The following is a 25697-nucleotide window of genomic DNA, read 5'->3' on the forward strand; positions in this document are numbered from 1 at the left end:
TTACTTTACTAAATACGTTAAACTCTTCGAATAGCCTAAATAATCAAGGAAAAAGTTACTTACAGATGTCCCAATTGCAATTGTAATTAAGATGAGTAATACTCGCGTCTGCAGCACTTTTCCGGACTTCATTAAACGCTCAATGTGAATGCCTTGTAAGGCCCACCACGTAATGGTAATAAACAATAAATGCGAAACAATGGCAATCAGTGCTTGTTGCCCTAAAAGTTGTGCCAAAAAATCGACCCCTTTTTACTCAGCTACTACTTATGAAAGAATATAAAAACGATACCATAATAAGTAGGAGCTACACTTTTTCAAATGCACATAGACATCTTACATTTTACATCGTGATTTTCTTTCCAAAAACGTATATCTACATTACAAGTTAACACAAAATAAAAAGCGCAGAGTACTGACTCCACACCTTTTATTTTCACTATTGTACCACGTTCCCTAAGAAGAAGAAATCTTTCATTAATGGAAAATATTCATAAAAGAAATTGTACCCAATCATCGGCATAATCCCTAGTATTACAATCGAAATTGCACAAAGACTCATAACAACCTTTATATTTAACGGTAACCGTATCCTCTCTTCTGTCTCTCCTGTGCGGAAAAACATTTGTTGTAAAATACGGAAATAATATACGAATGAAACAACTGTCGTACCCATCATAATCGAAGCTAGTACGTAATGTGCTGGCTCTACATGAAGCGCGCCTAAAAAGATATTAATCTTTCCAATGAAGCCAGCCGTTCCTGGTATCCCAGCCAACGATAAAATAAAAATTGTCATCATAATCGCTGCAAATGGCGACCTTTTATATAAACCTGTGAAAATCGTTATATTTTCCTCGTCATTTTGTAAGATTAAGCCGTGGATGATAGCAAATGCACCTATATTCATAAGCATGTATGCCAGCATATAAAACCACATGCTATCCATCGTAAATGGTGATAATGCCACAAGTGGAACGAGTAAATACCCTGCATGAGCAATGCCCGAATAAGCAAATAAACGCTTTATATTGTATTGTTTTAACGCGACTACATTCCCAACAATCATCGTAATACTTGCTAGCACCGCAATATATATACTCATATGCCCATATAAAGATTGCATATCTCCTTGTATTAATACACTTGCAAAAACCATAAGGAACAAACGAATAATGAGTAGGAAACCAGCAATTTTAGAAATCGTTCCAAGAAAAGCAGTAACAGGTGTAGCCGCTCCTTCATACACATCAGGTGCCCACATATGAAACGGCACTGTGGCAATTTTAAATGAGAGACCAACTAGCAATAAAAGAAATGCGAGAGCTAACAATAACTGAATACCACTAGCGAGTTCCCCAGTGAGTACCTTTTGCATATCTACAATGTTAGTTGAACCTGTAATACCGTATAAATAACTCATTCCGAAGAGCGTAATCGCCGTTCCAATTCCTCCGCTAATGACGTATTTCATTGCCGCTTCATTTGATGCACGGCTCTTTTTTCGTATTCCTACTAAAATATAGGAAGAAAGTGAAAGTAACTCCAAACCAACGAAAAGGGTAATGAAATCAACACTAGAAGCCATGAACATCGCACCAAGAAGTGCCATTAAAAATAAGTAATAATATTCACCCTTATCTTCAATTGGATTCTTCTTATCATCGCTCATTGCGGTGCATAAAATGAGAGCTGAGGCACCTAATAGCAACGTTTTAAACCCTTTTGAAAATCCATCTAACACAAACGATCCATTTAAAATATCTCCTGCCGGTTCGCTATATAGCGTAATTAATGACACGATTGCTAATACGATAGCAGCAATCGCACCAAGAGCTACATATCTATGGTTCAGCTTAAAAAACAAATCACATATGGAAAGGAGGATGGCGGCGCCGAGAATAATAAATTCTGGCACCATTAGATACCACGATAAGCTAAGTAACGTATTCATATCCATCCTACTTCACCCCCAATGTTTTCAATGTATTTTGAAGCGGATCCCCTAGTATTTCTGGCATAACTCCAATTGCAATAATACAAAAGATAAGTAGTAAAACAGGGACATACTCCCATCCGTGTATATCAGTTTTTGCTTCCCACTCTTTCTTTCCAAATGTCACTTGAAGTGTCGCCCTTAATACATATACAGCGGTTAAAATGATGCCAATCACACCGACTGCAGCAATGACGGGCTCTCCTTGAAATAAACCGAGAAAGGCAAGAAATTCACTAACAAACCCAGACATCCCTGGTAATCCAAGCGATGCCATTCCTCCTGCTAAAAAGAATCCGCTAAGTATCGGTACACTTTTCGCAAGTCCGCCTAGCACCGTAATATCCGAAGTTCCAAATCGTTGTTCTATAACACCCAGTAGGAAGAAGAGCAAGGCTGCAATTAAACCATGTGATACAACTTGGAATAGCGCTCCTTGTGTACCAGGTGCATTAAGTGACGCAAGTCCCATTAACACAATTCCCATATGCGAAATACTAGAGTAAGCCAGTACTTTCCTAAAGTCCGTTTGGATGAGCGCTAAAAAGGCACCGTATAATAAATTAATTACGCCTAATATCGCAATTAGCGTTGCAACATCGTGAAAATATTCCGGGAATAGCCCTTTCCCGAAGCGAATAATACCGTACGCTCCAATCTTCAGCAAAACACCCGCATGAAGCATAACTACAGCTGGATGCGCTTCTATGTGTACATTGACCATCCAGCGGTGCAACGGAAAAACAGGTAGTTTAATTGCAAAGGCAATCATTATGGCAATAAATACACTAAGCTGCAAACTACTTGGGATGACGAGTGCTCCCTCTGCACTTACGCTTCTTAATATCTCTTTCAGCTCCACAATATTTGTTGTACCTGTTTTCGCGAACAAAATTGAGAAAACAATGAGCAAAATAGCTGAGCCAATACCGTTATATATTAAATAACTATACGCAGCCTTTTCACTCGACAATTTTCCCCACTTTCCAATTAATAAGAACATTGGTGGCAACGTAATTTCAAAGAAGATAAAAAACAACATTAAGTTTTGAGCAGCAAAGACGCCGAGCATTCCTATTTCTAGCATAAGTAACAGCATATAAAATGCTTTTAAATTTCTTTTAATAGAAAAGGCTGCAATTGCTGCAAGCGTTGCTAGAAGAGCCGTCAGTACCATCATGACAAGCGACAAACCATCAATACCGAGCTCGTAATAAATAGAAAACCACCTTTTATCTACCGCTGTGAAATCGCCGAACTTAATCCATTTCACCTTCTCATCAAATAGGGACAAATTCTTTCCAGAAGCATATGTACAAGCGAGGACGATAGCGATTCCAAATGGAAGTGCCGTCCCAAATAAGCCAAGCGCTCGCACTGTACGCAATTCCTTTTTCGGTGTTAATACAAGCAATAAAATTCCTAAAAGCGGGGAAAAAATGAAGAACGTTAACAACAAATCATTCATCGTAAATCCCCTCCCGTATAGAGCAAAATAATGACGAGTACAGCGAGCGAAACCGCCGTTACAGTACCGTACACTTGTACATTCCCGTTTTGAAGTTTCGATCCAAGATTACTTGTGCCTTTAACTACACTTCCAATTAAAACTGCAATTCCTTCGACTACATACACTTCAAATAAGCGAAGCACATGAGCGATTCCTTTCGTAATAGGGATCACCGTCATGTTGTATAGTTCATCCACATAATATTTTTCTTTCAAAAGATTATAAAGAGATGTTTCCGTACCCCCAGCCCAATCTCTAGAAATTGATTTCTTGCAATATATGAAATATGCAAGAGCGATTCCCGCAAATGAAACGAGTGTCGCAACAATCATAATCCAAACTGGTCCATGCGCTTCTTCAACCTTAAACCCTACATCTTTCGTCAACCAATCTCCGAGAAATGTCCCAAACCATGGTGTATTTATATATCCTGCCACTACCGCAAGAACGCCGAGAACAATCATTGGATACGTCATAACGCGAGGCGATTCATGCACTTCTTCCTTCGTCTTCGTTTCTCCAGTAAAGACAAGAAAGTATAGGCGGAACATATAAAATGCTGTTAAAAACGCCGCAATTACCGCTAAAGTAAATAAAACGTAATTGCCATTCATCCACGTCGCCGCTAAAATTTCATCTTTGCTGAAAAAACCGGAAAGCAGCGGAACACCGCTAATGGCAAGGGTACCTATTAAAAATAGCGTACCAGTTACTTTCATCTTCTTCTGTAAACCGCCCATTTTATTAATGTTTTGCGTATGCACAGCATGAATTACACTTCCTGCCGCCAAAAATAATAGTGCTTTAAAAAAAGCGTGTGTCGTTAAATGGAATATACCAGCTACATAACCGGCAGAACCTAACGCGAGCATCATATACCCGAGCTGGCTAACTGTAGAATAAGCAAGCACCCTCTTTATATCTGTTTGCACAAGACCAATAGAGGCCGCAAAGATTGCAGTGAAAGCTCCAACGATTGCCACTGTCTGCATCGCCACTGTACTTGCTGAAAATAGAGGGAACATCGTCGCTACTAAATATACGCCAGCTGCCACCATCGTCGCCGCGTGAATAAGTGCCGAAACGGGCGTTGGCCCTTCCATTGCATCTGGCAACCACGTATGAAGCGGGAACTGACCTGATTTTCCCATCGCCCCGATAAAAATTAATATCGCTGTTATTGTAATCATGTAAGGAGGTAGATCCCCTGTATAAATCGCCCTAAATATTGCGTCATATTCAAAACTACCTGCGTACCAAAAAATTAAAATCATCCCGATAAATAAACCAACATCCCCAATACGGGTCATAATAAAAGCCTTTTTTGCAGCAGCCTTCGCTTCTTCTTTAAAGAAATAAAAACCGATAAGTAAAAATGAGCCAAGACCAACTAATTCCCAAAATATATAAAGTTGTAATAAATTCGTTGATATAACAAGCCCTAACATCGCAAATGTAAAGAGTCCTAAATATGCGTAAAAGGTTGGTAATCGTTCATCACCTTTCATATAACCTTTCGAATACACATGTACAAGTAGACTCACAAGCGTCACGATAAATAACATTAAAGCTCCTAATGCAGTCACTTCAAAGCCGAATGATATATCCAAATCTCCAGCTCTAAGCCATACCCACTTATGCTTCACGCTTGCTTCTGAAAACCTTTCTATTAACACAAGTACCGCAAGTATAAAGGAGAGAAAGACGAAAAAAATACTAAGTACGCTGCTTCCTTCTCTAATTTTCTTCCCGAATATAATGAGTAACAAAAACGAAACGAGTGGGAAAAGCGGTATGAGCCATGCATAATCGATCATTGTTTCCTTCCCCCTTTTTCGGTCACAATGCTATCCTTTAAGCGTATCCATTTCATCCACCTGAACTGTTGTACGATTACGATATAAAGCAATTAAAATAGCGAGTCCTACCGCCGCTTCCGCTGCCGCTACAGCCATCGTAAACAGTGAGAAAATTTGACCTGTTAAATTCGGAAATAAGCCTAATTTACTAAACGCCACTAAGTTTAAATTGGCAGCATTCAGCATTAATTCGATACAAACTAATACGATTACTGTATTCCGCTTTGTTAAAGCTCCAAATAGACCGATGCAAAACAAAATAATCGCAAGTGTTAAATATGCAGAAGCTGGAACGCTACTCATTGGAATCCTCCTCTTTCTCGTCCTTTTTCGCAAGTATAATTGCGCCAACGAGTGCTACAAGTAAAATAACTGAAGTTAGTTCAAATGGAATAATATATTTTGAATAGAGAAGCGTACCGATTTGAAGTGTGTTGTTTTCATGGAGAGGTAAACTTCCTTGTGTGCTTTCATTTGCAAAACCAACATTATTAACAGCGAAATACATAACCGCTCCAAATGCTACAACTGCAAAGAAGATAATCCATTTTCGAAGAGTAAGACGCGATTCATTTTCCGCGTTATGTTTCGTTAACATAATGCCGAAAATCATAATAATTGTGATTGCACCAGAATAAAGTAAAATTTGTGCAACGCCTATAAATTCGGCTGATAAAAGAAAATACAAACCTGCAATGCTGAGAAATGTCAGAACGAGAGCTAGCATCATGTGCATAACTTTCGTTAAGTTCAACATAAGAACACCGCCGATAATTGCAGACAAGGATAGTATAAAGAATGCTACAAACTCGCCATTCATGCCTTGTTCTCCTTCCTGACGTTTTCGTCGTTTTCGTCAAGCCACTGCAAATTTTTAAATAAGTCATCACGTGAATATTCCGCGAGTTCAAAGTTATTTGTCATGACAATTGCCTCTGTCGGACAAACTTCTGTACATAAATCACAAAGAATACAAATTTCAAAATTAATATCATACGTGTCGATAATTTTTCCTTTTTTCGTAGGATCCGGATGTTTCTTTCCTGTTAACTGAATACAGTCTGTCGGACAAATGTTAGAGCACTGATTACAAACAATACACTTTTCCGGATAAAACTTTTGAATACCTCGAAAGCGGTCTGGCAACGGCAACGGTTGATTCGGATAATCGTAAGTCACCTTCTTCTTACTCAAATTGCTTAATGTATATTTTAATCCTTTAAATAGTCCTTTCATCTCTTACTGGCACCCCCCTCATAGATTAGAAGAATAACTCCTTAATCAATGCCGTTAAGAAAATATTCGCAAGTGCAATTGGCAATAATACTTTCCAGCCAAACTCCATTAACTGGTCACCTCTTATACGCGGAAACGTAACGCGGAACCAAATTAATAGAAAGACTACACTGCTAAATTTCAAAGCAAACCATACAGCTCCTGGGATAAATCCAAGGAACATAACTGGATTCCATCCACCTAAAAAGAGCACTGTAATTAAAGATGCCATCCCGAAGAAATATACGTACTCTGAAAGCATGAAAAACGCCCAGCGAAAACCTGAGTATTCCGTATGATATCCAGAAACAAGTTCTGACTCCGCTTCTGGCAAATCGAATGGCGTTCTATTTAACTCTGCAACTGCTGCGATTAAGAAAACGACGAAGCCAATTGGCTGTACGAAAATGTACCAAACCTTCTCCTGCGCCGCTACAATCTCATTTAAATTCAGACTACCAGCTAGCAAAACGATACCAATTACACTCATTACGAGCGGAATCTCATAAGAAATCATTTGCGCCGCCGCACGCATCCCTCCTAAAAGGGAATATTTATTATTCGATGCCCATCCTCCAGTTACAACACCTATCGTCGTAATACCGGAAACAGCAATATAATAAAGTAGCCCGACTCCAATATCTGCAAATTGAAATTTATCAGTGAACGGGATAACTGCAAGCACCATAAATGCTGGTGCAAATGCAATGACAGGCGCTAATATAAACAGCGGTTTATCTGCTGCTTTTGGAATACTATCTTCTTTCAATAATAGTTTTAAAACATCAGCTACCGTTTGCAGTAAACCGAATCGGCCTCCAACCTGGTTTGGTCCAATCCGCCCTTGCATAAACCCCATCACTTTCCGTTCTGCCAAAATTCCATATGTAACGAAGCCAAGGACTGCAAATAGTAGAAGTACCGCTAATCCGAAAAAAATGAAGAAATTCGTCCAGCTTGAAGGTGATTGTAAGAGCGTTTCAATCATTAGCCATCAACCTCCCCAAGTACAATATCAACTCCACCTAAAATCGTAATTAAATTGGCGATGTTTTCACCTTTCAATAACTTCGGTAAAATTTGCAAATTGTAAAAAGACGGCCTACGAAACTTCAAGCGGTACGGCTCTTTCTTTCCGTCACTAGCAATATAGCACCCAATCTCTCCGCGCGGCGATTCGATACGTACAAATGCTTCTCCCTTAGGTGCCTTAATAATTTTCGGTACTTTTGCCAGCACAGCTCCATCTTTCGGGAACTGCTGAACCGCTTGCTCAACAATCTTTAAAGACTCCTCGATTTCTTGCATTCGGCAAACGTAGCGATCCCAAGCATCTCCCACGCTTCCAACAGGAATATCAAAATCAAAACGATCATAAATCGAATACGGCTCATCTTTGCGAAGATCCCAGTTTACTCCAGTGCACCGCAAATTTGCTCCGCTTAAAGAATACGAAATCGCTTCTTCCGCGCTATATATACCAACGCCTTTCACACGATTTAAGAAAATCTCATTACCGCTAACAAGATCATGATAACCTGCCAGTTGCTCTCTCATATACGGAACAAACTCTTCCACCTTTTCAATCCAACCATCTGGCGCATCCCACTTCACACCACCAACTCTCATATAGTTAAAAGTAAGCCGTGCCCCGCATAATTCATTTAATAAATTTATAATCATCTCTCGTTCACGAAAAGCGTACAAAAACGGGCTAACCGCTCCTATATCAAGAAGATTTGTCCCCCACCAAACGAGATGGCTCGCAATTCTTCCTAGCTCCATCGCAAGTACTCGCAAGTATTCGGCACGCTCTGGAATTTCAAGCCCCATCATCGTCTCTACAGCATGGCAAATGACGTAATTATTCGTCATAGCTGATAAATAGTCCATTCGATCTGTATAAGGGATAATTTGCGTATACTGTAAGCTCTCAGCGATCTTTTCCGTCCCGCGATGTAAATAACCAATAACAGGTGTAGCTTCTTTAATAATTTCCCCGTCAATCTTAATTACGAGCCTGAACACACCATGTGTACTCGGATGCTGAGGTCCTACATTCAAAAGCATCTCTTCCGTGCGGATCATAGCTACACCTCCACATCATACGGTTCATAGTCTTTTCTAAGCGGATATCCTACCCAATCCTCTGGCATTAAAATACGTGTTAAATTCGGATGCCCTTTAAATATAATGCCGAGCAAATCGTATGCTTCTCGCTCCGGCCAGTCAGCCCCTTTCCAAAGCGCTGTCACAGATTCGACTTGCGGCGTTTCTCGGTCTAGCTTTACCTTCACCGCTACCGATTGTTTCTTACTATATGAAAACAAATGAACATACACTTCCATATGTGTCACAAAATCCGTCGCATGTAGCTCTGACATATAATCAAAAGCAAGTCCCTCATGGAATCGCAGTGACTCCATCACTTCATAATATTTTTCGGAATCCACCACAAGAGTTGGCACATCCTTTGACAGTTTATTAATGTAGGAATCTACTAATGCACCCTCTCCTAACTTCTCCCTAATAGCCTCAACATACTGATTTAAATACGGCTGATTTACGGACAGTTCTTCCTGCTTCGGCTCATCCTCTTTCTTACCTTCAGCCCCCTTTGTCTTCGCTCTTGCAGCCGCTGCTGCTTTCGCTTTTGCCGTTGCAATTGCCTTTGCCTTTTCATCTCCCGAATCCCCATCACCTTGCGAGGCTTTCTGCTTCGCCAATGCTGCCGCTTTTGCTTTTGCAGCTGCCACCGCCTTCGCCTTGGCTTTCGCTTTTTCTTCTTCCGTTACTTCTTCGGTTCCTTCTCTTTTCTGCTTAGCTAACGCCGCCGCTTTTGCTTTTGCAGCCGCTGCTGCCTTCGCCTTGGCTTTCGCTTTTTCTTCTTCCGTTACTTCTTCGGTTCCTTCTCTTTTCTGCTTCGCTAACGCTGCCGCTTTTGCTTTTGCAGCCGCTGCTGCCTTCGCCTTGGCTTTCGCTTTTTCTTCTTCCGTTACTTCTTCGGTTCCTTCTCTTTTCTGCTTCGCTAACGCTGCCGCTTTTGCCTTTGCGGCGGCTGCTGCCTTCGCCTTGGCTTTCGCTTTTTCTTCTTCCGTTACTTCTTCTATTCCTTCTCTTTTCTGCTTCGCTAACGCCGCCGCTTTTGCTTTTGCAGCTGCTGCTACACGTCGTTTTGCTTCTTCTATAGTAATATCATCTTTTTTTGGTAGCGCTTTCTCTTTTTCTTGATCTTCTTCCTCAAGCTCACTTATTTCCGCCTCGTGTTTCGCTACAAGGCGTTTTCTCGCTTCTTCTTTTGCACGCCTAGCTGCTTCTTTTTTCAGCTCCTCTAAATCTTTATTTGGATTGCTCATTTATTCGTCACCTGCTTTCCGGTCTTTGCTTCGTAACGAATTTTTTCTTTCAATTTATTAATTCCATAAATTAAAGCAGCTGGATTTGGGGGACAACCAGGAATATACACATCAACTGGTAAAATTTGGTCTACACCTTTCACAACAGCATATGAATTTACATACGGACCACCTGCTGTTGCACAAGATCCCATCGCAATAACCCATTTCGGTTCGGGCATTTGATCATATAAGCGCCGAACAATAGGAGCCATCTTCTTCGTTACCGTTCCCGATACAATCATGACGTCCGATTGCCTTGGTGAAGTCCGAAAAAATGACCCAAATCGATCTAAATCATAATGTGATGAGCCTACTCCCATCATTTCAATTGCACAGCACGCCAGTCCGAATGTCATCGGCCATAAAGAATTGCTCCTCGCCCATCCTTTCAACTGTTCCAATGTAGAAAAAAAGATATTTCGTTCTAATTCTGCTCGCTCATTTGGATGTAATTCCTCAAAATTTATAACCATTGTAACACCTTCTTTTTCCAAGCATACGCTAATCCAACTAGCAACATTACAACAAAGATGAGCATTTCAATTAATGCAAATAAACCTAGCTTGTCATACGCAACAGCCCAAGGATATAAAAATAAAGTTTCTACATCAAAGATCACAAACAATAAAGCGAAAATATAATAACGAGCATGAAACCGAATATTTGCATCATGAAAAGGCTCAATTCCACTCTCATACGTCGTCGCCTTTGCTGCACTTGGTTTATTTGGGCGCAGCATCCTTCCTAATGTAAGAGCCACTACCGGCAGCAATATACCTAATAGCAAGAAAATCAAAACGATCATATAACTATTTTCATATACACTTGCCATTGTGAAACCCTCCCCCCTAAATTAAGAACAAGTTCACATAGTAAACAATATGTCCTAGTTGCAGTAATTATTATTTTTAAATTTTTCTAAATAATACAACTATTCTAATCATTATAGCAAACTTCAAATTCCTATGTCGATATGTTGGGAGGCAGAAACAAGAATTATTAAAATCTATCTTTACAACTTACTATAATTGTGCAAAATAAATATAAAACTTATATATGCTTTTCAAGAAACCGTAGGTGATATAAATGAAAAAACAAACACATGTAAGTATTCTTATAAGCATTGTATTGCTGTCTATAACGCTTCACTATGTAGCGATGCCTTTTCTATATGAATACTCATTTTCTTTTCAGCTATTAATCGGAACGAGTACCCTATTAATTGATATTATCGCTTGTAGTTATATACTTTATTTTTCAAACATGAAAGAAGGGCTATCTCGTTTATTTTGGATCATATTATCTGTTGGAGCTCTCTCTTATTTTATCGGTGATATAGTCGTTGCCTATCAGCGTTTAATTGTAAAGGACTTCTATACGTTCGTTGATCCATCTGACTTTTTTTACTTACTTTTTTTAGTTAGCTTTACGTTTGCCTTTCTATACGAAATCATTTATAACCGAGATTTATTAGAAAAACTTTTTATGCTATGTGATATTTGTATTATCGTTACAGCCCAATTTACTTTAAGTTACTACTTACTTATTGAACGAACTATTCATATCTTTACAACATCCTATATCGACATATTTGTTCAACTTACCTATCCAATGGCTGATTTACTCTTTCTCTTAATAGGAATCAACCTTTTATTCAAACCACTATCCTTATTACCTAAAAAGGTCGGTGCACTTCTTGGCAGTGCTTTAATTTTATATGCTACTACAGATGCGATTTATGCTTATATAAAATACTTCATACCAGAGTATTCTATGTTTACAGTTACTCCTTTCTATCAAGTAACCTTAGTGTTAGTAGCAATCGCCTGTATTCTCCATACAAAAGAGCCTGAAAAACAAGAACAAGTACTACTAACACCTAAAATTGGTGAATCAATCCGATTATCATTACCGTATATTTCGGTAGTAATGCTTATTGTTTTTATATTAGTTGAATACGTTTTTGCGCCTATTATAGTAATCGGACTTATAATAACTTTCTCCTTCGTTCTCATACGTCATAGTTTAGTTCGAAAACAAAATAAAATATTATTGATTGCTCAAATGCAATTCAACTCAGAACTCGAGAAACAAATTAAACTACGTACAGAAGATTTAGTAGAACAGAAAAATGAACTCTATCATAATCAACAAATGTTTAAATCTTTATACGAGCATCATCCAGATCCAATCTTCACATTAGATTTGTACGGTAATTTTCTCAAAGTAAATAACGCCGGTACTACTTTACTCGGTTATCAAACGAATGAATTATTAAACCAGCCTTACTATTCACTCATATACGAAGAAGATTTAGAAGAAATGATTAACGCCTTTCATCGCGTGAAAAAGGGGCATTCTATCTCTTTAGAAATACGGGCGTACCATAAAAACAGAGATATTTACTACTTGCACGTTACCGCCGTACCGATCTTTTTAAAGGAGAAAATTTCTGGGGTTTATTTAATGATTAAAGATATTACGGAAAGCAAACAACAACAAGAACAAATTAATTTCCTAGCATACCATGATACTTTAACAGAGCTTGCAAATCGACGTGCATTTCATCAACATTTAGAACAGGCAATTGCGCGAGCAAAAATATCGAAAAAGCCTTTTGCTGTTATGTTTCTCGACCTAGACCGTTTTAAAGTTATTAATGATACCCTCGGTCATCGAGTAGGAGACCTATTGCTCATCGCAGTAGCAAAAAGGCTCGAAAGAATAGCAACATCAAATATGAAACTCGCGCGGCTAGCTGGGGATGAGTTCACAATCCTTATCGAGAATTACAAAAAAAAGCCAGATGTCCAAAAAATAGCTGATAGGATTGTAACGGCCATGAATGAGCCATTTGAAATCGAAAATCAACATTTACAAATCTCACCGAGCATCGGAATTGCAATATATCCTGAAGCAGGTGAAGATGCGCTATCCATTTTGCAGCATGCTGATATGGCCATGTACGAAGCAAAGAATAAAGGAAAAAACGGTAGCTCTCTTTACACGAAAGAACTATATAAAAAAATGGAACGAAAAGCTCGAATTGAAAAAGATTTGCCAATCGCTTTAGTAAACAAAGAATTTTATCTCGTTTATCAACCACAAATTGATACGACAACAAATAAAATTATCGGCGCTGAAGCTTTAATACGTTGGAAACACCCACTATTAGGTGACATTTCACCATGTGAGTTTATTCCAATTGTAGAAGAGACGCCACAAGTAGTCCCACTTGGACATTGGGTATTACAAGAAGCTTGTCTCCAATTAAAAATATGGCATACCTTTGGCTACCAAAATTTAAAAATAAGTGTTAATCTATCCGCAAAAGAGTTCCGGCAAGATCAATTAATTGAAAGCATTTCACAAATATTAAACGACGTGCAAGTCGATCCAAAATATGTAACACTTGAGTTAACAGAAAGAATTGCAATGGTTGACGAGAAAGAAACGTTATTAAGACTGAAGCAATTAAAAGAATACGGTATCCAAACTTCCATTGATGACTTCGGTACTGGATACTCTTCTCTTGCTTATTTATCAATTTTTCCAATCGACACATTAAAAGTACCGAGAGAATTTACACAATTAGCTGATCATCGTCCTGAAGAACGAGCCATCGTTTCTACAATACTTTCCCTCGCGAATACTTTAAATCTTTCAGTCGTCGCCGAAGGAATTGAAACCGAAAAACAACTTAAGTTTCTGCAAAAACATAACTGTAAATATATGCAAGGTTACTATTTCAGTAAACCACTTACTAGCAATCAGTTTATAAAGTTTCTACAAAAAACCCCCAGTATGAACAAATAATTCATACCGGGGGTTTTTTAGTGCTAAATATTTTTCTCATAATATTCTTCTGCAATCTCTTCGTAAAAAGCTGCAGATGTCGTATAGAAATATGGAATTAACCATAAGAATCCAATCCCTAACGTAATACAACTTAATATAAACCAGCCAATAAAACTTAAACATAAAATGAAATACTCCATCTTATGTCCATCCATCATACGACGACTTTCTGTAATAGCTTGGTTCAGTGAATACTCAGGATGATCGTTTATAATAAAGTATGTCATCGCATAAGAAAATGATTTAATAATACCTGGAATAATGAACAATAACGTCCATAAGAAAAGATAAAGATTTACTAATAAATATAATAAAAATGATTTTAGAAATCTCTTTCCCTCTGAAAACCAAATGAATACATTACCAATACTAGCTTGCTTTTCACGAAGGATATTTAAACCAAGGTAATATCCACCTAAAGTTAACGGTCCAGTAACAAAAAATGTAAGAATATTCGTTGAAAGTGAACCATTTGTTTTTTGCCAACCGAAAATCAAAGAAAATCCCCAATCAACACTAAAACTAAAAGCCGTGATAAGAATTGAAATGAGTAGTGTAGCTCCAACAGCTAATCCCCATTTTCCTTCTAATGAATCTAGTGCTTCTCCTTTTAAATCACTAATCATGCGTAGCCTCGCCTCCTATACACAATAATTCTATTAGTATAGCATGTTCCTATTGAAATTCACCTTTTGAAATATAGCGATAAAAGTGTGCTGTCGTCGTACTCATATACGGACTAAGCCAAAGAAATCCTATTCCAAAAGTAAGAAGCGCTAAAATAGCCCATCCTATGAAGCTCAGCCATAAAAGAAACAAATCTAACTTATGACCCTTCATAAGATTCTTACTTTCCTTCATCGCCTGCGAAACACTATATTCTGGATTTTCAATCATCACATAGTACGTCAGTGCATAAGAAAAATACATCACAATCATACCAACGATTGAAATAGCTAGTAGTACACAGATAGCAATAGCAAACGACGCATTTCCTTCTTCACCAAAAAATGCAAATAAGGCTACTAACAATATCGGAATCCATGTACCTGTATATAATAAAATTGCAAGCATTGCCCATATTGTTTTCATCATTCTTTTAAAGCCACGAAATCCTTCGAATAAGTAATCTACTTTAGCATCTTCTCGTTTACTAATCTGTAAAAATACATTTGTATAACCGTATGATGTAATCCCATAGGATGCACTACTCAAAATTATCATAATGCAATAAAAAATCCCGAATGTAACACTTGCTCCATTTGATATTGTTTGCCCTTCAAGTGAACCTACTAAACCAGCAAATAAGAGAAATATAATAATTCCTGGAATTAATAGTATAAGCATTGCAGCCATCGAAACAACATAACTTAAAATAAAATATAAAATTGTTGATCCAACACCTAGTCCCCATTTTCCCTTTAAAGAGTACAATGCTTCTCGCTTCATTTCACCAATCATTGATTCATCCCCTTTATGAAATATAAATTGTTGTACACTTCTACTTATACAAGCATCAATATAATTATACCAGTTTTGTAAAATTATCCATAAAATACACAAAAAAATCCGTAAAGGCAAAGCCCTTACGGATTTTTTTACTTCATATCGGAAACGTTCAAACGGTTCACAGCACGTTGTAATGCCATTTCTGCACGTTTAAAGTCAACATGTGCTTGTTTATCTTGCAGACGTTGCTCAGCGCGACGCTTCGCTTCATTTGCACGATGGATATCGATATGGTTTGCTTCTTCAGCAGATGATGATAATACAGTCACTTTATCTGGACGAACTTCGATAAAGCCACCGCTTACTGCTACATAATCAGTGTGTCCACCATTTTTCAGACGAACTGCACTAATTTTTAATGGTGCAACAGTTGGAATGTGACCTGGTAAAATCCCCATTTCCCCACTCTCTGCTTTTACACTTACCATTTCTACTTCTTTTTCGTAAACCGGTCCATCAGGAGTTACAATACTGACTGGAAATGTCTTCATACTTCGTCCCTCCTAAGGCCTTACGCCATCATTTTCTTCGCGTTTTCAATAACTTCTTCAATGCCACCTACTAAGCGGAATGCATCTTCTGGAAGGTCATCATATTTTCCTTCTAGAATTTCTTTGAAACCACTAACTGTATTCTTTACAGGTACGTAAGAACCTTTTTGACCTGTAAACTGCTCAGCTACGTGGAAGTTTTGAGATAAGAAGAATTGAATACGACGAGCACGATGTACAACTAACTTATCTTCTTCAGATAACTCATCCATACCTAAGATAGCGATGATATCTTGAAGCTCTTTATAACGTTGTAAAGTTTGCTGTACTTGACGAGCTACTTCATAATGTTCTTCTCCTACGATTTCTGGAGAAAGTGCACGAGATGTAGATGCTAATGGATCTACGGCTGGGTAAATACCCATTTGCGTTAAACGACGCTCTAAGTTTGTTGTTGCATCTAAGTGAGCGAACGTTGTAGCTGGTGCTGGGTCAGTATAGTCATCGGCTGGTACATATACCGCTTGGATAGACGTGATAGACCCTTTATTTGTAGATGTAATACGCTCTTGTAATTGACCCATTTCTGTTGCAAGTGTTGGTTGGTAACCTACCGCAGATGGCATACGACCAAGAAGGGCAGATACTTCAGAACCCGCTTGCGTGAAACGGAAGATGTTATCGATGAACAGAAGTACGTCTTGTCCTTGCTCATCACGGAAATGCTCAGCCATTGTTAAACCTGTTAATGCAACACGTTGACGTGCTCCAGGTGGCTCGTTCATTTGTCCGAATACCATCGCAGTTTTCTTGATTACGCCAGAATCGCTCATTTCGTGGTATAAGTCATTACCCTCACGAGTACGCTCACCTACACCAGCGAATACAGAGATACCACCGTGCTCTTGTGCGATGTTGTTAATTAATTCCTGAATTAATACTGTTTTACCTACGCCGGCACCACCGAATAGGCCGATCTTACCACCCTTAATGTAAGGAGCAAGTAAGTCTACTACTTTAATACCAGTTTCAAGAATTTCTACTTTAGTAGATAATTCTTCGAATGCAGGTGCTTGACGGTGAATTGGATCACGATGTACATCTGCAGGAACCTCACCATCTAAGTCAATTGCATCACCTAATACGTTAAATACGCGACCAAGTGTTACATCACCAACTGGTACAGAGATTGGTTTACCAGTATCTTCTACTTCTGTGCCACGAACAAGTCCATCTGTGGAAGACATTGCAACTGTACGAACTGTATCATCACCTAAATGAAGTGCAACTTCAAATGTTAAGTTAATACTTCCGTTTTCGTTGCTTTGTTTTACCGTAAGGGCGTTGTAGATTTCTGGTAGCTTTCCGCCATCAAACTTAACGTCTACAACCGGACCCATGATTTGCGTAACGCGCCCTTTATTCATCGGGTTCCCTCCTAGCTTTCTTTTAATTAGCCAACTTTCTACGAGCAGCTAGCTTTTAATTTTTTATTGGTTTATAGCTTACGCGACTCTTTTGACAGAGCCGCTTCCGCCTTTTAATACTATTCTAACGCTGCTGCTCCACCAACGATTTCCGTAATTTCTTGCGTAATCGCTGCCTGACGCGCACGGTTGAATGAAAGTGTAAGTGAATCGATAACTTCCATTGCGTTGTCTGTAGCACTCTTCATTGCTGTCATACGCGCTGCGTGTTCACTTGCTTTACCGTCTAGTAATGCACCGTACACTAAGCTTTCTGCGTATTGTGGCAATAGTACTTTTAAAATTTCTTCTTCAGAAGGTTCGAATTCATAAGCTGTCGTCGGTTTGTCAGACGCCACATCAGTAAGCGGTAAAATTTTATTTTCCGTTACCTCTTGTGAAATTTTACTTACGTAATGGTTGTAGTAAATGTACAGCTCATCATAAGCACCATCTGCGAACATCGCAATTGCTCGAGAAGCAAGGTCTTTAATATCAGTAAATGATGGGTGGTCAGATAGTCCAACTACTTCATCAATGATGTTAAAGCCGCGACGTTTTAAATAATCACGTCCTAGTCGTCCAAGCACAATAATTGAATATTGGTTTGAATCCATATTATGACGTTCACGAATTACGTTACTTACTGTACGTAATACGTTACTGTTATAACCACCTGCTAGTCCGCGATCAGATGTAATAACGATGTATCCTGTACGCTTTACAGGACGCGCATTTAGCATCGGATGATTAATTCCTTTACTTCCTTGCGCAATGCTCGCTACTACTTCTTGAATCTTTTCCATATACGGAACGAAAGATTTAGCATTTTGCTCTGCACGGTTTAACTTAGATGCAGATACCATCTCCATCGCTTTCGTAATTTGACTCGTTTTCTTTGTCGAGTTAATCTTCGCTTTTATATCGCGTAAAGATGCCACAGGTTTTCACCACCTTTTTTCCGGAAGTTGGCACGATTAGTAAGAATCCTCTTCCTAATCTACGTTGCAAGATATTCTTGCTCATGATTGAAGGAAAAGAATAGGTGCACCTACTCTTTTCCTTTACATAACCGTCAGCAATCTCAGAAATTGAGATGCCTTTATATATACTATCTAGCTGCAGCGGCTTAAACGAGCCGCTTCTGCTTTTATTAATCTAGTTCCGCCTCCTAGCCCCTTTCGTCTAAGAACCTTCCCCACAAGAAGGTAAAAAGCACCTTCTGTGAGAAAGAACCTTAGCCGATGGGGCTGAACAGTCGGCTTCACTTTTTATTATTATTCAGAAGCTACGAATACTTTTTTAAATCCATTAATTGCTGCTGCAAATTTGTCGTCATCCGCAAGTTTCTTAGTTGTGCGGATTTCTTCTAATAAGTCAGTCGCATTAGAATCTAACCAAGCATGGAATTCTTCTTCGAAACGAGTGATATCTACTACTGGGATATCATCTAGGAATCCACGTGTTAAAGCGTAAAGAATGATAACTTGTTTCTCTACACGTAATGGTTTGTGTAATCCTTGTTTTAATACCTCAACAGTACGAGCACCACGGTTTAATTTCGCTTGAGTTGCTTTATCAAGGTCAGAACCGAACTGAGCGAACGCTTCTAACTCACGGTAAGATGCAAGGTCAAGACGAAGTGTACCTGATACTTTACTCATTGCTTTAATCTGAGCAGATCCACCTACACGAGATACAGAAGTACCCGCATCGATCGCTGGACGTACGCCAGAGAAGAATAGGTCAGATTGTAAGAAGATTTGTCCATCCGTAATAGAAATTACGTTTGTTGGGATGTATGCTGATACGTCCCCTGCTTGTGTTTCGATGAAAGGTAGTGCAGTTAAAGAACCGCCGCCTTTTGCATCACTTAATTTTGCTGCACGCTCTAATAAGCGAGAATGTAAGTAGAATACATCCCCTGGGTAAGCTTCACGACCTGGAGGACGACGTAATAGTAATGACAGCTCACGGTAAGCCGCTGCTTGTTTTGATAAGTCATCATATACTACTAATACGTGTTTACCATTGTACATGAACTCTTCACCCATTGTTACACCAGCGTAAGGAGCTAGGTATAATAATGGAGCTGGTTGAGAAGCAGATGCAGTTACAACGATTGTGTACTCTAATGCACCGTGCTTACGTAGTGTTTCTACTACGTTACGTACAGTTGATTCTTTTTGTCCAATTGCTACATAGATACAAATCATATCTTCATCTTTTTGGTTAATGATTGTATCAAGTGCAACCGCTGTTTTACCAGTTTGACGGTCACCGATGATTAACTCACGTTGACCACGGCCAATTGGTACAAGAGCATCGATCGCTTTAATACCTGTTTGAAGTGGCTCATGAACAGATTTACGATCCATTACACCTGGTGCTGGACTTTCAATTGGACGAGTGTTTGTTGTATTGATTGGGCCTAAACCATCAACTGGTTGACCTAATGGGTTTACAACACGACCAATTAGTTCTTTTCCTACCGGTACTTGCATGATGCGACCAGTACGACGAACTTCGTCACCTTCACGAATTTCTGTGTAAGGTCCTAAAATGATAATACCTACGTTATTTTCCTCTAAGTTTTGTGCTAGTCCCATAACGCCGTTAGAGAACTCTACAAGTTCACCAGCCATAACGTTATCAAGACCATGAGCACGCGCGATACCGTCACCAACTTGGATAACTGTACCAACATCACTAACTTCGATTTCAGACTGATAGTTCTCGATTTGTTGCTTTATCAGTGCGCTAATTTCTTCAGCTCTGATGCTCATGTGCTTCACCCCTATCTATTCTTCATTAATTCACGCTGAATACGTGCTAATTTTCCTTGTAAACTTCCATCATAAATGCGATTTCCAATACGTACTTTAATGCCGCCTAGTAAATCTTCATCTACAACATTTTTCACGCGAATTGCATCTTTTCCTGTTCTCTTCGCAAATGCTTCTGCAATGTTAAGCTTCTCTTCTTCTGATAGAAGACGAGTAGAATATACAGTTGCGTCCGCTACGTTACGTTCTTCATTAGCAAGAACAACATATTCATCTGCAATTTCAGGTAAGATATCAATGCGTTTGTTATCAATTAAAATATATAACGTATTTAAAATAGATTCAGAAACAGATCCGAATACGTTTGCAAGAAACGTTTTCTTTTGTTCCTTTGAAATGTTCGGTTGCGTTAAAAAGCTATGTAGTTCTCCGTTCTTTACATAAACGTTTTGTACAAGGCGTAATTCCTCTTCAAACATTTCTAATACGTGTTTTTCTTTAGCAATTTTAAAAAGAGCGACAGCATAACGTTTTGCTACAATCCCATTGCTCATCGCGCTTCTCCTACTTCTTTAATATAATCGCGAATTAACTTCACTTGATCTTCTTCTTTTAATTCTTTTTCAATTACTTTAGAAGCAATTTGAACAGATAAAGAAGCAACTTGTTCTTGTAAAGCAGCAATTGCTTGCTCTTTTTCGCGTTGAATTTCTTGTACAGCAGATGCTTTAATTGATTCTGCTTCTTCTTTCGCAGCAGCAACAATAACATCTTTTTGATCTACAGCTTGCTTTTTCGCTCTTTCGATTAACTCTTGTGCTTCAACACGTGATTGTTTTAACATTTCACGTTGTTCTTCTACTAACTTCTTCGCCTCAGCATTACTTCTTTCTGCAGCGTCGATTTCATTAGTAACATGCTCTTCACGTTCTTTCATAATTCCCATTAAAGGACCCCACGCAAATTTGCGTAGCATTACTAATAGAAGTAAGAAAATGAACAATGTATAAGCAATCGTTCCAAATGGAATGGCAGCACCTAATAATAAAGTTGGCACAAGGATTCACTCCCTTCAAAATATCTAAATTGATCATATGAAAAAAAAAGACATACGTTTCATTCATAAAGCAATGGCGAAGAAAGTTCGGAAAAACACTCTTCGCCATCTATGTAAGGGGAGTCTCCCTTATTTGTTCATTACGATGAATGCAATAACTACACCGATGATTGGAAGTGCCTCAACTAAAGCAACCCCGATGAACATAATTGTTTGAAGTGCGCCTTTTAATTCTGGTTGACGAGCAACACCTTCGATTGTACGTGATACGATAAGACCGTTACCAATACCTGCACCTAATGCTGATAAACCAATTGCAATTGCAGCTGCGATTACACCTAAACTCATTTAATTTGTCCTCCTTTGTATTATAAAAAAATAAATTTTTTCTTACTTAAATTATATTAATGGTCATGGCTTACTTTATGAGCCATATAAACCATCGTTAACATAACGAAAATAAATGCTTGGATTGATCCAACGAATACACTGAATCCCATCCATGCTAACATTGGTACAAGCGCACCTAATGCCCCAAGGACTGATGCTCCGCCCAACTTAGCAAGTAATCCTAATAAGATCTCACCTGCATAAATGTTACCAAATAAACGAAGACCTAACGTTAATGTGTTAGCAAACTCCTCAATAACCTTTAATGGGAATAAGAATTTCATAGGTTGGAAATAACCTTTTACGTACTCTTTCGTACCCTTCATCTTAATTCCATAATAATGGGTGAGGGTAACTACCATCACGGCTAATGTTAATGTAACTGCTGGATCAGACGTTGGTGATCTCCACCATGCAATATGTTCGCCAGCTTCAGTTGCTGAATACATGAATGGTAAACCAAGGAAGTTCGATACGATGATAAACATGATAAGCGTAACGCCAAGCGTTAAGAAACGTCCACCTGTTTTCCAGTCCATCGTACTATTGATAATCCCTTTCACGAAGTCAAACACCCATTCCATGAAGTTTTGCATCCCGGTTGGGCGAAGAGCTAAGCTGCGAGTTCCAATAACAGCGATTAAGAAAACAATAACTGCTGCTACAGTAACCATCATAACTGATGACAAATCGAACGTTAAACCTAGAAATTCAACTAATTTACCGTGTTCCACTAGTAATTCACCTCTCTTCCCTGCTCTTATACTCTAAATAAAGAAAATCTATGATCATGACAAGGTATCCTGTCAGCAATCCTACACCTAGGCCCCACATCGCGATTAACTCTTGATATTTGGCTGCAAATAAAATTAATAACCCAATCGTGGCGAATCTTGAATATGTACTTACCGCTGTTGCCTTGAACTTCACGTTTTCTCCATTTGTTACGCGATCTAGCAGCTTGTCTGTTCTACGTGCAATGATGCGCAAACTAAGAAAACTGAAAATCGTCCCGATAATCAGTCCAAGAAATACATCCTTGTAAGAGGTAAATCCCCATCCTAGCACTAGAAGCGCAAGCAAGTAGTACATATATTTCTTTTGTCTTTGGACAAGTCCATGTACGTCTATCATCATTGCTCTCCCGAATAGTAATGTCGAATGAGTCGAATCATTGCGTATACCCCTGTTCCTAGTCCGAGTAATAACCCTATAATAAGAAACAACGGAAACGTTCCAACCTTATTATCAATCCACTGCCCACCAAAGATTCCAACAAGAATAGAACCGACTAATTGAGCAAGAATACCTGACATTAAAGCATAAGCTTTTATATGGCTGCGATCGTTTTTTTGCAAGGATTCATCCCTCCAATATGTAACCCTCATTCACGATGTGTTAATAATAACTCATTTTTTTGCATAAATCCTATACAAAACAAAAAGTTTACATTTTCGTCACGGAATAGATGTAATTTTGTCACTGAAAGCCCTACCATCTATCCCCGTTGTTAGCATACAATAGGGTATTAACAGTGTCAACGAGAAATCGTAAAAAATCTAAAAATTTGAGTATTAGGCATTTCCTCCCAAAAATGAAAACGTTCCCCTTCTAAATACTGGTTACATATATGCAATTTCTAACAGTTTTCTCTTTATAATAGAAGGAAATGTTCACAAGTTTGTCACTATTATATTTTCGAGATATAACGCTTTTCTTCCATAATATAGTGTTCCTCAGACGTAAGACTTCTATATTATATGTGAGGTGTATGCAACTTATGTTGTATATACGATGTATATTTATCCTCTCCCCCTCCCCTACTTGCTTACAACAAAAAAGACGAGCTGGGGAATCTCCCCTGCTCGTCAGTTGTCTTACTTCGTTCCGAATAAACGGTCACCAGCATCACCAAGACCTGGCACTACATATCCGTGGTCATTTAATTTCTCATCTAATGCTGCTACATAAATATCAACATCAGGATGTTCTTCTTGTACTACTTTTACCCCTTCTGGAGCTGCAACGATACACATTAATTTAATTTGTTTCGCACCGCGCTTTTTCAGAGAGTTAATTGCTTCAGCCGCAGAACCACCTGTTGCTAGCATCGGATCTAGTACGATAAAGTCACGCTCTTCTACATCCGTTGGAAGTTTCACATAGTATTCTACCGGTTGCAATGTTTTAGGGTCACGGTATAAACCAACGTGTCCTACTTTTGCTGCTGGAATTAATTTCAGAATTCCATCAACCATTCCTAAACCTGCACGTAAAATCGGAATTAAACCAAGTTTTTTACCAGCGATCACTTTTGTTGTCGCTTTGCTTACAGGTGTTTCAATTTCAATGTCCTTAAGTGGAAGGTCGCGAGTAATTTCGAAAGCCATTAAACTTGCTACTTCGTCCACTAATTCACGAAAATCTTTCGTACCTGTATTCTTATCGCGAATATATGTAATCTTATGTTGAATTAACGGGTGATCAAATACATACAGTTTTCCCATGTGAATCTCTCCTTTAGATGATATTCATGCGTTTGCACGCTTTTTTACACTATTTACGATTGTAAAGAAAACGCTACTAATATTCAAGGGCAAATTTGGCAAAATCATGATTTTACGATGAATCTATCTAGTATCTTTACCAATTATGGGAGCTGTATCCTTCATTATATCGCCAAAATTTATTCATCATTTGTATACATACTTTAAAAATAATATATGTCCACAAAAAAGACCGCCAAAACAATTAAGTCTCGGCAGTCTTCTTCAATCTATTATAGATTTGGATACATTGTGAATTTGCTAGTTAACGCTTCTACACGCTTACGTACTTCTTTTAATGCAACTTCATTTTCATGATTTTTTAATGTATAAGCAATAAGTGACGCAATTTCATCCATTTCTTCTAAACCGAAACCACGAGATGTTACAGCTGCTGTACCGATACGTACACCACTTGTTACAAATGGGCTTGCTGTTTCAAATGGAATTGTATTTTTGTTCACTGTAATACCAACTTCATCTAATACGTGCTCTGCTACTTTACCTGTGATTTCTAAGTTACGAACATCAATCAAGATTAAGTGATTGTCTGTTCCGCCAGAAACAAGTGTAAGTCCTTCTTTTTGAAGACCTTCAGCTAAGCGGTTCGCATTGTTAATGATATTTTGTGCATATGTTTTGAAATCATCTTGAAGTGCTTCACCAAATGCAACAGCTTTTGCAGCGATTACGTGCATAAGTGGACCACCTTGAATACCAGGGAAGATTGATTTATCAATTTGTTTTGCAAATTGCTCTTCACATAAAATCATACCACCACGCGGACCACGTAACGTTTTATGTGTTGTCGTTGTAACGAAATGTGCATGTGGTACTGGATTTGGATGTAAACCAGCAGCTACTAAACCAGCGATATGTGCCATATCAACCATTAAATAAGCGCCCACTTCATCTGCAATCTCACGGAATCGCTTGAAATCGATAACACGAGGGTATGCACTTGCACCTGCAACGATTAATTTTGGTTTATGTTCTTTCGCTTTTGCTAATACATCATCGTAATTAATACGGTGAGAGTCAGCATCCACGCCATATTCTACGAAATTATATTGTACTCCACTGAAGTTAACAGGGCTTCCGTGTGTTAAGTGACCACCATGAGATAAGTTCATACCAAGTACTGTATCGCCTTGCTCTAAAATCGTGAAGTATACTGCCATGTTCGCTTGTGCACCAGAGTGTGGTTGAACATTTACGTGCTCTGCGCCGAAAATTTCTTTCACGCGATCACGTGCGATATCTTCTACTACGTCTACGTGTTCACAGCCACCATAGTAACGTTTTCCAGGATATCCTTCAGCATACTTATTCGTTAAAACAGAACCTTGTGCCTCCATTACTGCTTCACTTACGAAGTTTTCCGAAGCAATTAACTCAATCTTTGAACGCTGTCTTCCTAGTTCTGCCTCAATTGCAGCAAATACCTTTTCATCTTGACGTTTTAAATGATCCACCAAAATCCCCCTTTTCTGAACGAATTACATCGATTCCCAACAGTTTTTTCTTATTTATTCAGAAAAAACGAAAATTCAGGT

The 25697-nt window shown here is 38.6% G+C and carries 28 protein-coding genes; 1 reads left to right on the forward strand and 27 read right to left on the reverse strand.

Annotation, left to right across the window (positions count from 1 at the left end):
- From NST27_RS25860 to nuoA, 12 genes are all read right to left on the reverse strand, one after another.
- Entirely contained in the window at positions 1–237 is a 237-nt protein-coding gene (locus tag NST27_RS25860) for a DUF1146 family protein (RefSeq protein ID WP_000057889.1), read from the reverse strand.
- Positions 238–439: 202 nt separating this feature from the next.
- Positions 440–1954 (reverse strand): NADH-quinone oxidoreductase subunit NuoN, encoded by a 1515-nt coding sequence (gene nuoN / locus NST27_RS25865; protein WP_033689498.1) that lies wholly within the window; start codon positions 1952–1954, stop codon positions 440–442.
- A gap of 7 nt (positions 1955–1961) precedes the next feature.
- Positions 1962–3464, reverse strand: coding sequence for an NADH-quinone oxidoreductase subunit M (locus NST27_RS25870; RefSeq protein WP_030029470.1), 1503 nt, complete (start codon positions 3462–3464; stop codon positions 1962–1964).
- Entirely contained in the window at positions 3461–5323 is a 1863-nt protein-coding gene (gene nuoL / locus NST27_RS25875; RefSeq protein ID WP_047387257.1) for an NADH-quinone oxidoreductase subunit L, read from the reverse strand. The genes NST27_RS25870 and nuoL overlap by 4 nt, the downstream gene beginning before the upstream one ends.
- A 30-nt stretch (positions 5324–5353) precedes the next feature.
- Complete coding sequence (gene nuoK, locus NST27_RS25880; RefSeq protein ID WP_000100079.1) at positions 5354–5668, reverse strand: NADH-quinone oxidoreductase subunit NuoK; 315 nt, start codon at positions 5666–5668, stop codon at positions 5354–5356.
- Positions 5661–6185 carry an NADH-quinone oxidoreductase subunit J gene (locus NST27_RS25885; protein WP_001012816.1) on the reverse strand — a complete coding sequence of 175 codons (525 nt, stop codon included), beginning with the start codon at positions 6183–6185 and terminating at the stop codon, positions 5661–5663. Before NST27_RS25885 ends, nuoK begins: the two co-directional genes overlap by 8 nt.
- Entirely contained in the window at positions 6182–6601 is a 420-nt protein-coding gene (nuoI, locus tag NST27_RS25890) for an NADH-quinone oxidoreductase subunit NuoI (RefSeq protein ID WP_000677191.1), read from the reverse strand. The genes NST27_RS25885 and nuoI overlap by 4 nt, the downstream gene beginning before the upstream one ends.
- Before the next feature lie 25 nt (positions 6602–6626).
- On the reverse strand, positions 6627–7628 hold the full coding sequence (gene nuoH / locus NST27_RS25895) for an NADH-quinone oxidoreductase subunit NuoH (protein ID WP_000573426.1): 1002 nt from the start codon (positions 7626–7628) through the stop codon (positions 6627–6629).
- Positions 7628–8728 (reverse strand): NADH-quinone oxidoreductase subunit NuoD, encoded by a 1101-nt coding sequence (nuoD, locus tag NST27_RS25900; protein ID WP_000621434.1) that lies wholly within the window; start codon positions 8726–8728, stop codon positions 7628–7630. Before nuoD ends, nuoH begins: the two co-directional genes overlap by 1 nt.
- Before the next feature lie 2 nt (positions 8729–8730).
- Positions 8731–9996: an NADH-quinone oxidoreductase subunit C gene (locus tag NST27_RS25905; protein WP_088360986.1), complete on the reverse strand. Its 1266-nt coding sequence runs from the start codon at positions 9994–9996 to the stop codon at positions 8731–8733.
- Entirely contained in the window at positions 9993–10511 is a 519-nt protein-coding gene (nuoB, locus tag NST27_RS25910) for an NADH-quinone oxidoreductase subunit NuoB (protein WP_000236328.1), read from the reverse strand. Before nuoB ends, NST27_RS25905 begins: the two co-directional genes overlap by 4 nt.
- On the reverse strand, positions 10502–10870 hold the full coding sequence (gene nuoA, locus NST27_RS25915; RefSeq protein ID WP_000179273.1) for an NADH-quinone oxidoreductase subunit NuoA: 369 nt from the start codon (positions 10868–10870) through the stop codon (positions 10502–10504). The genes nuoB and nuoA overlap by 10 nt, the downstream gene beginning before the upstream one ends.
- 254 nt (positions 10871–11124) lie before the next feature.
- Between nuoA and NST27_RS25920 the strand changes: the two genes are divergently transcribed.
- Positions 11125–13854, forward strand: a complete 2730-nt coding sequence (locus tag NST27_RS25920) for an EAL domain-containing protein (protein WP_047387263.1) — start codon at positions 11125–11127, stop codon at positions 13852–13854.
- 23 nt (positions 13855–13877) lie between these two features.
- On the opposite strand, the gene NST27_RS25925 is transcribed toward NST27_RS25920, so the two are convergent.
- From NST27_RS25925 to glyA, 15 genes are all read right to left on the reverse strand, one after another.
- Positions 13878–14522 (reverse strand): DUF975 family protein, encoded by a 645-nt coding sequence (locus NST27_RS25925; protein WP_000622467.1) that lies wholly within the window; start codon positions 14520–14522, stop codon positions 13878–13880.
- 49 nt (positions 14523–14571) lie between these two features.
- A complete protein-coding gene (locus NST27_RS25930) occupies positions 14572–15459 on the reverse strand; it encodes a DUF975 family protein (RefSeq protein WP_016118944.1) in 888 nt (295 codons plus the stop codon).
- Positions 15460–15494: 35 nt separating this feature from the next.
- Positions 15495–15896, reverse strand: a complete 402-nt coding sequence (gene atpC, locus NST27_RS25935) for a F0F1 ATP synthase subunit epsilon (protein WP_000847211.1) — start codon at positions 15894–15896, stop codon at positions 15495–15497.
- 20 nt (positions 15897–15916) lie between these two features.
- Positions 15917–17323 carry a F0F1 ATP synthase subunit beta gene (gene atpD / locus NST27_RS25940; RefSeq protein ID WP_001032593.1) on the reverse strand — a complete coding sequence of 469 codons (1407 nt, stop codon included), beginning with the start codon at positions 17321–17323 and terminating at the stop codon, positions 15917–15919.
- Between the two features lie 119 nt (positions 17324–17442).
- Positions 17443–18303, reverse strand: coding sequence for a F0F1 ATP synthase subunit gamma (atpG, locus tag NST27_RS25945; RefSeq protein WP_000157696.1), 861 nt, complete (start codon positions 18301–18303; stop codon positions 17443–17445).
- Between the two features lie 336 nt (positions 18304–18639).
- Positions 18640–20148 (reverse strand): F0F1 ATP synthase subunit alpha, encoded by a 1509-nt coding sequence (gene atpA / locus NST27_RS25950; protein ID WP_000027518.1) that lies wholly within the window; start codon positions 20146–20148, stop codon positions 18640–18642.
- An 11-nt stretch (positions 20149–20159) separates the two neighbouring features.
- Entirely contained in the window at positions 20160–20702 is a 543-nt protein-coding gene (gene atpH / locus NST27_RS25955) for a F0F1 ATP synthase subunit delta (protein ID WP_000064683.1), read from the reverse strand.
- Positions 20699–21205 carry a F0F1 ATP synthase subunit B gene (gene atpF, locus NST27_RS25960; protein ID WP_001142618.1) on the reverse strand — a complete coding sequence of 169 codons (507 nt, stop codon included), beginning with the start codon at positions 21203–21205 and terminating at the stop codon, positions 20699–20701. The genes atpH and atpF overlap by 4 nt, the downstream gene beginning before the upstream one ends.
- Positions 21206–21334: 129 nt before the next feature.
- Positions 21335–21553 carry a F0F1 ATP synthase subunit C gene (gene atpE, locus NST27_RS25965; protein ID WP_000052064.1) on the reverse strand — a complete coding sequence of 73 codons (219 nt, stop codon included), beginning with the start codon at positions 21551–21553 and terminating at the stop codon, positions 21335–21337.
- A 56-nt stretch (positions 21554–21609) separates the two neighbouring features.
- The gene (atpB, locus tag NST27_RS25970; RefSeq protein ID WP_000399871.1) at positions 21610–22329 is read right to left on the reverse strand and encodes a F0F1 ATP synthase subunit A; all 720 of its coding nucleotides are present in this window, start codon (positions 22327–22329) and stop codon (positions 21610–21612) included.
- A 7-nt stretch (positions 22330–22336) separates the two neighbouring features.
- Positions 22337–22729 (reverse strand): ATP synthase subunit I, encoded by a 393-nt coding sequence (locus NST27_RS25975; protein WP_000567600.1) that lies wholly within the window; start codon positions 22727–22729, stop codon positions 22337–22339.
- The gene (locus tag NST27_RS25980; protein ID WP_001171223.1) at positions 22729–22953 is read right to left on the reverse strand and encodes an AtpZ/AtpI family protein; all 225 of its coding nucleotides are present in this window, start codon (positions 22951–22953) and stop codon (positions 22729–22731) included. The genes NST27_RS25975 and NST27_RS25980 overlap by 1 nt, the downstream gene beginning before the upstream one ends.
- Positions 22954–22979: 26 nt before the next feature.
- Positions 22980–23093 carry a DUF4024 domain-containing protein gene (locus NST27_RS25985; protein WP_000232962.1) on the reverse strand — a complete coding sequence of 38 codons (114 nt, stop codon included), beginning with the start codon at positions 23091–23093 and terminating at the stop codon, positions 22980–22982.
- Between the two features lie 379 nt (positions 23094–23472).
- Positions 23473–24102 (reverse strand): uracil phosphoribosyltransferase, encoded by a 630-nt coding sequence (gene upp, locus NST27_RS25990; protein WP_000517539.1) that lies wholly within the window; start codon positions 24100–24102, stop codon positions 23473–23475.
- A gap of 272 nt (positions 24103–24374) precedes the next feature.
- Positions 24375–25616 carry a serine hydroxymethyltransferase gene (glyA, locus tag NST27_RS25995; RefSeq protein ID WP_030029517.1) on the reverse strand — a complete coding sequence of 414 codons (1242 nt, stop codon included), beginning with the start codon at positions 25614–25616 and terminating at the stop codon, positions 24375–24377.
- Between the last annotated feature and the right edge of the window lie 81 nt (positions 25617–25697).

It is taken from the genome of Bacillus sp. FSL W8-0770 (genome assembly GCF_038008705.1).
Taxonomy (GTDB): Bacteria; Bacillota; Bacilli; order Bacillales; family Bacillaceae_G; genus Bacillus_A; species Bacillus_A cereus.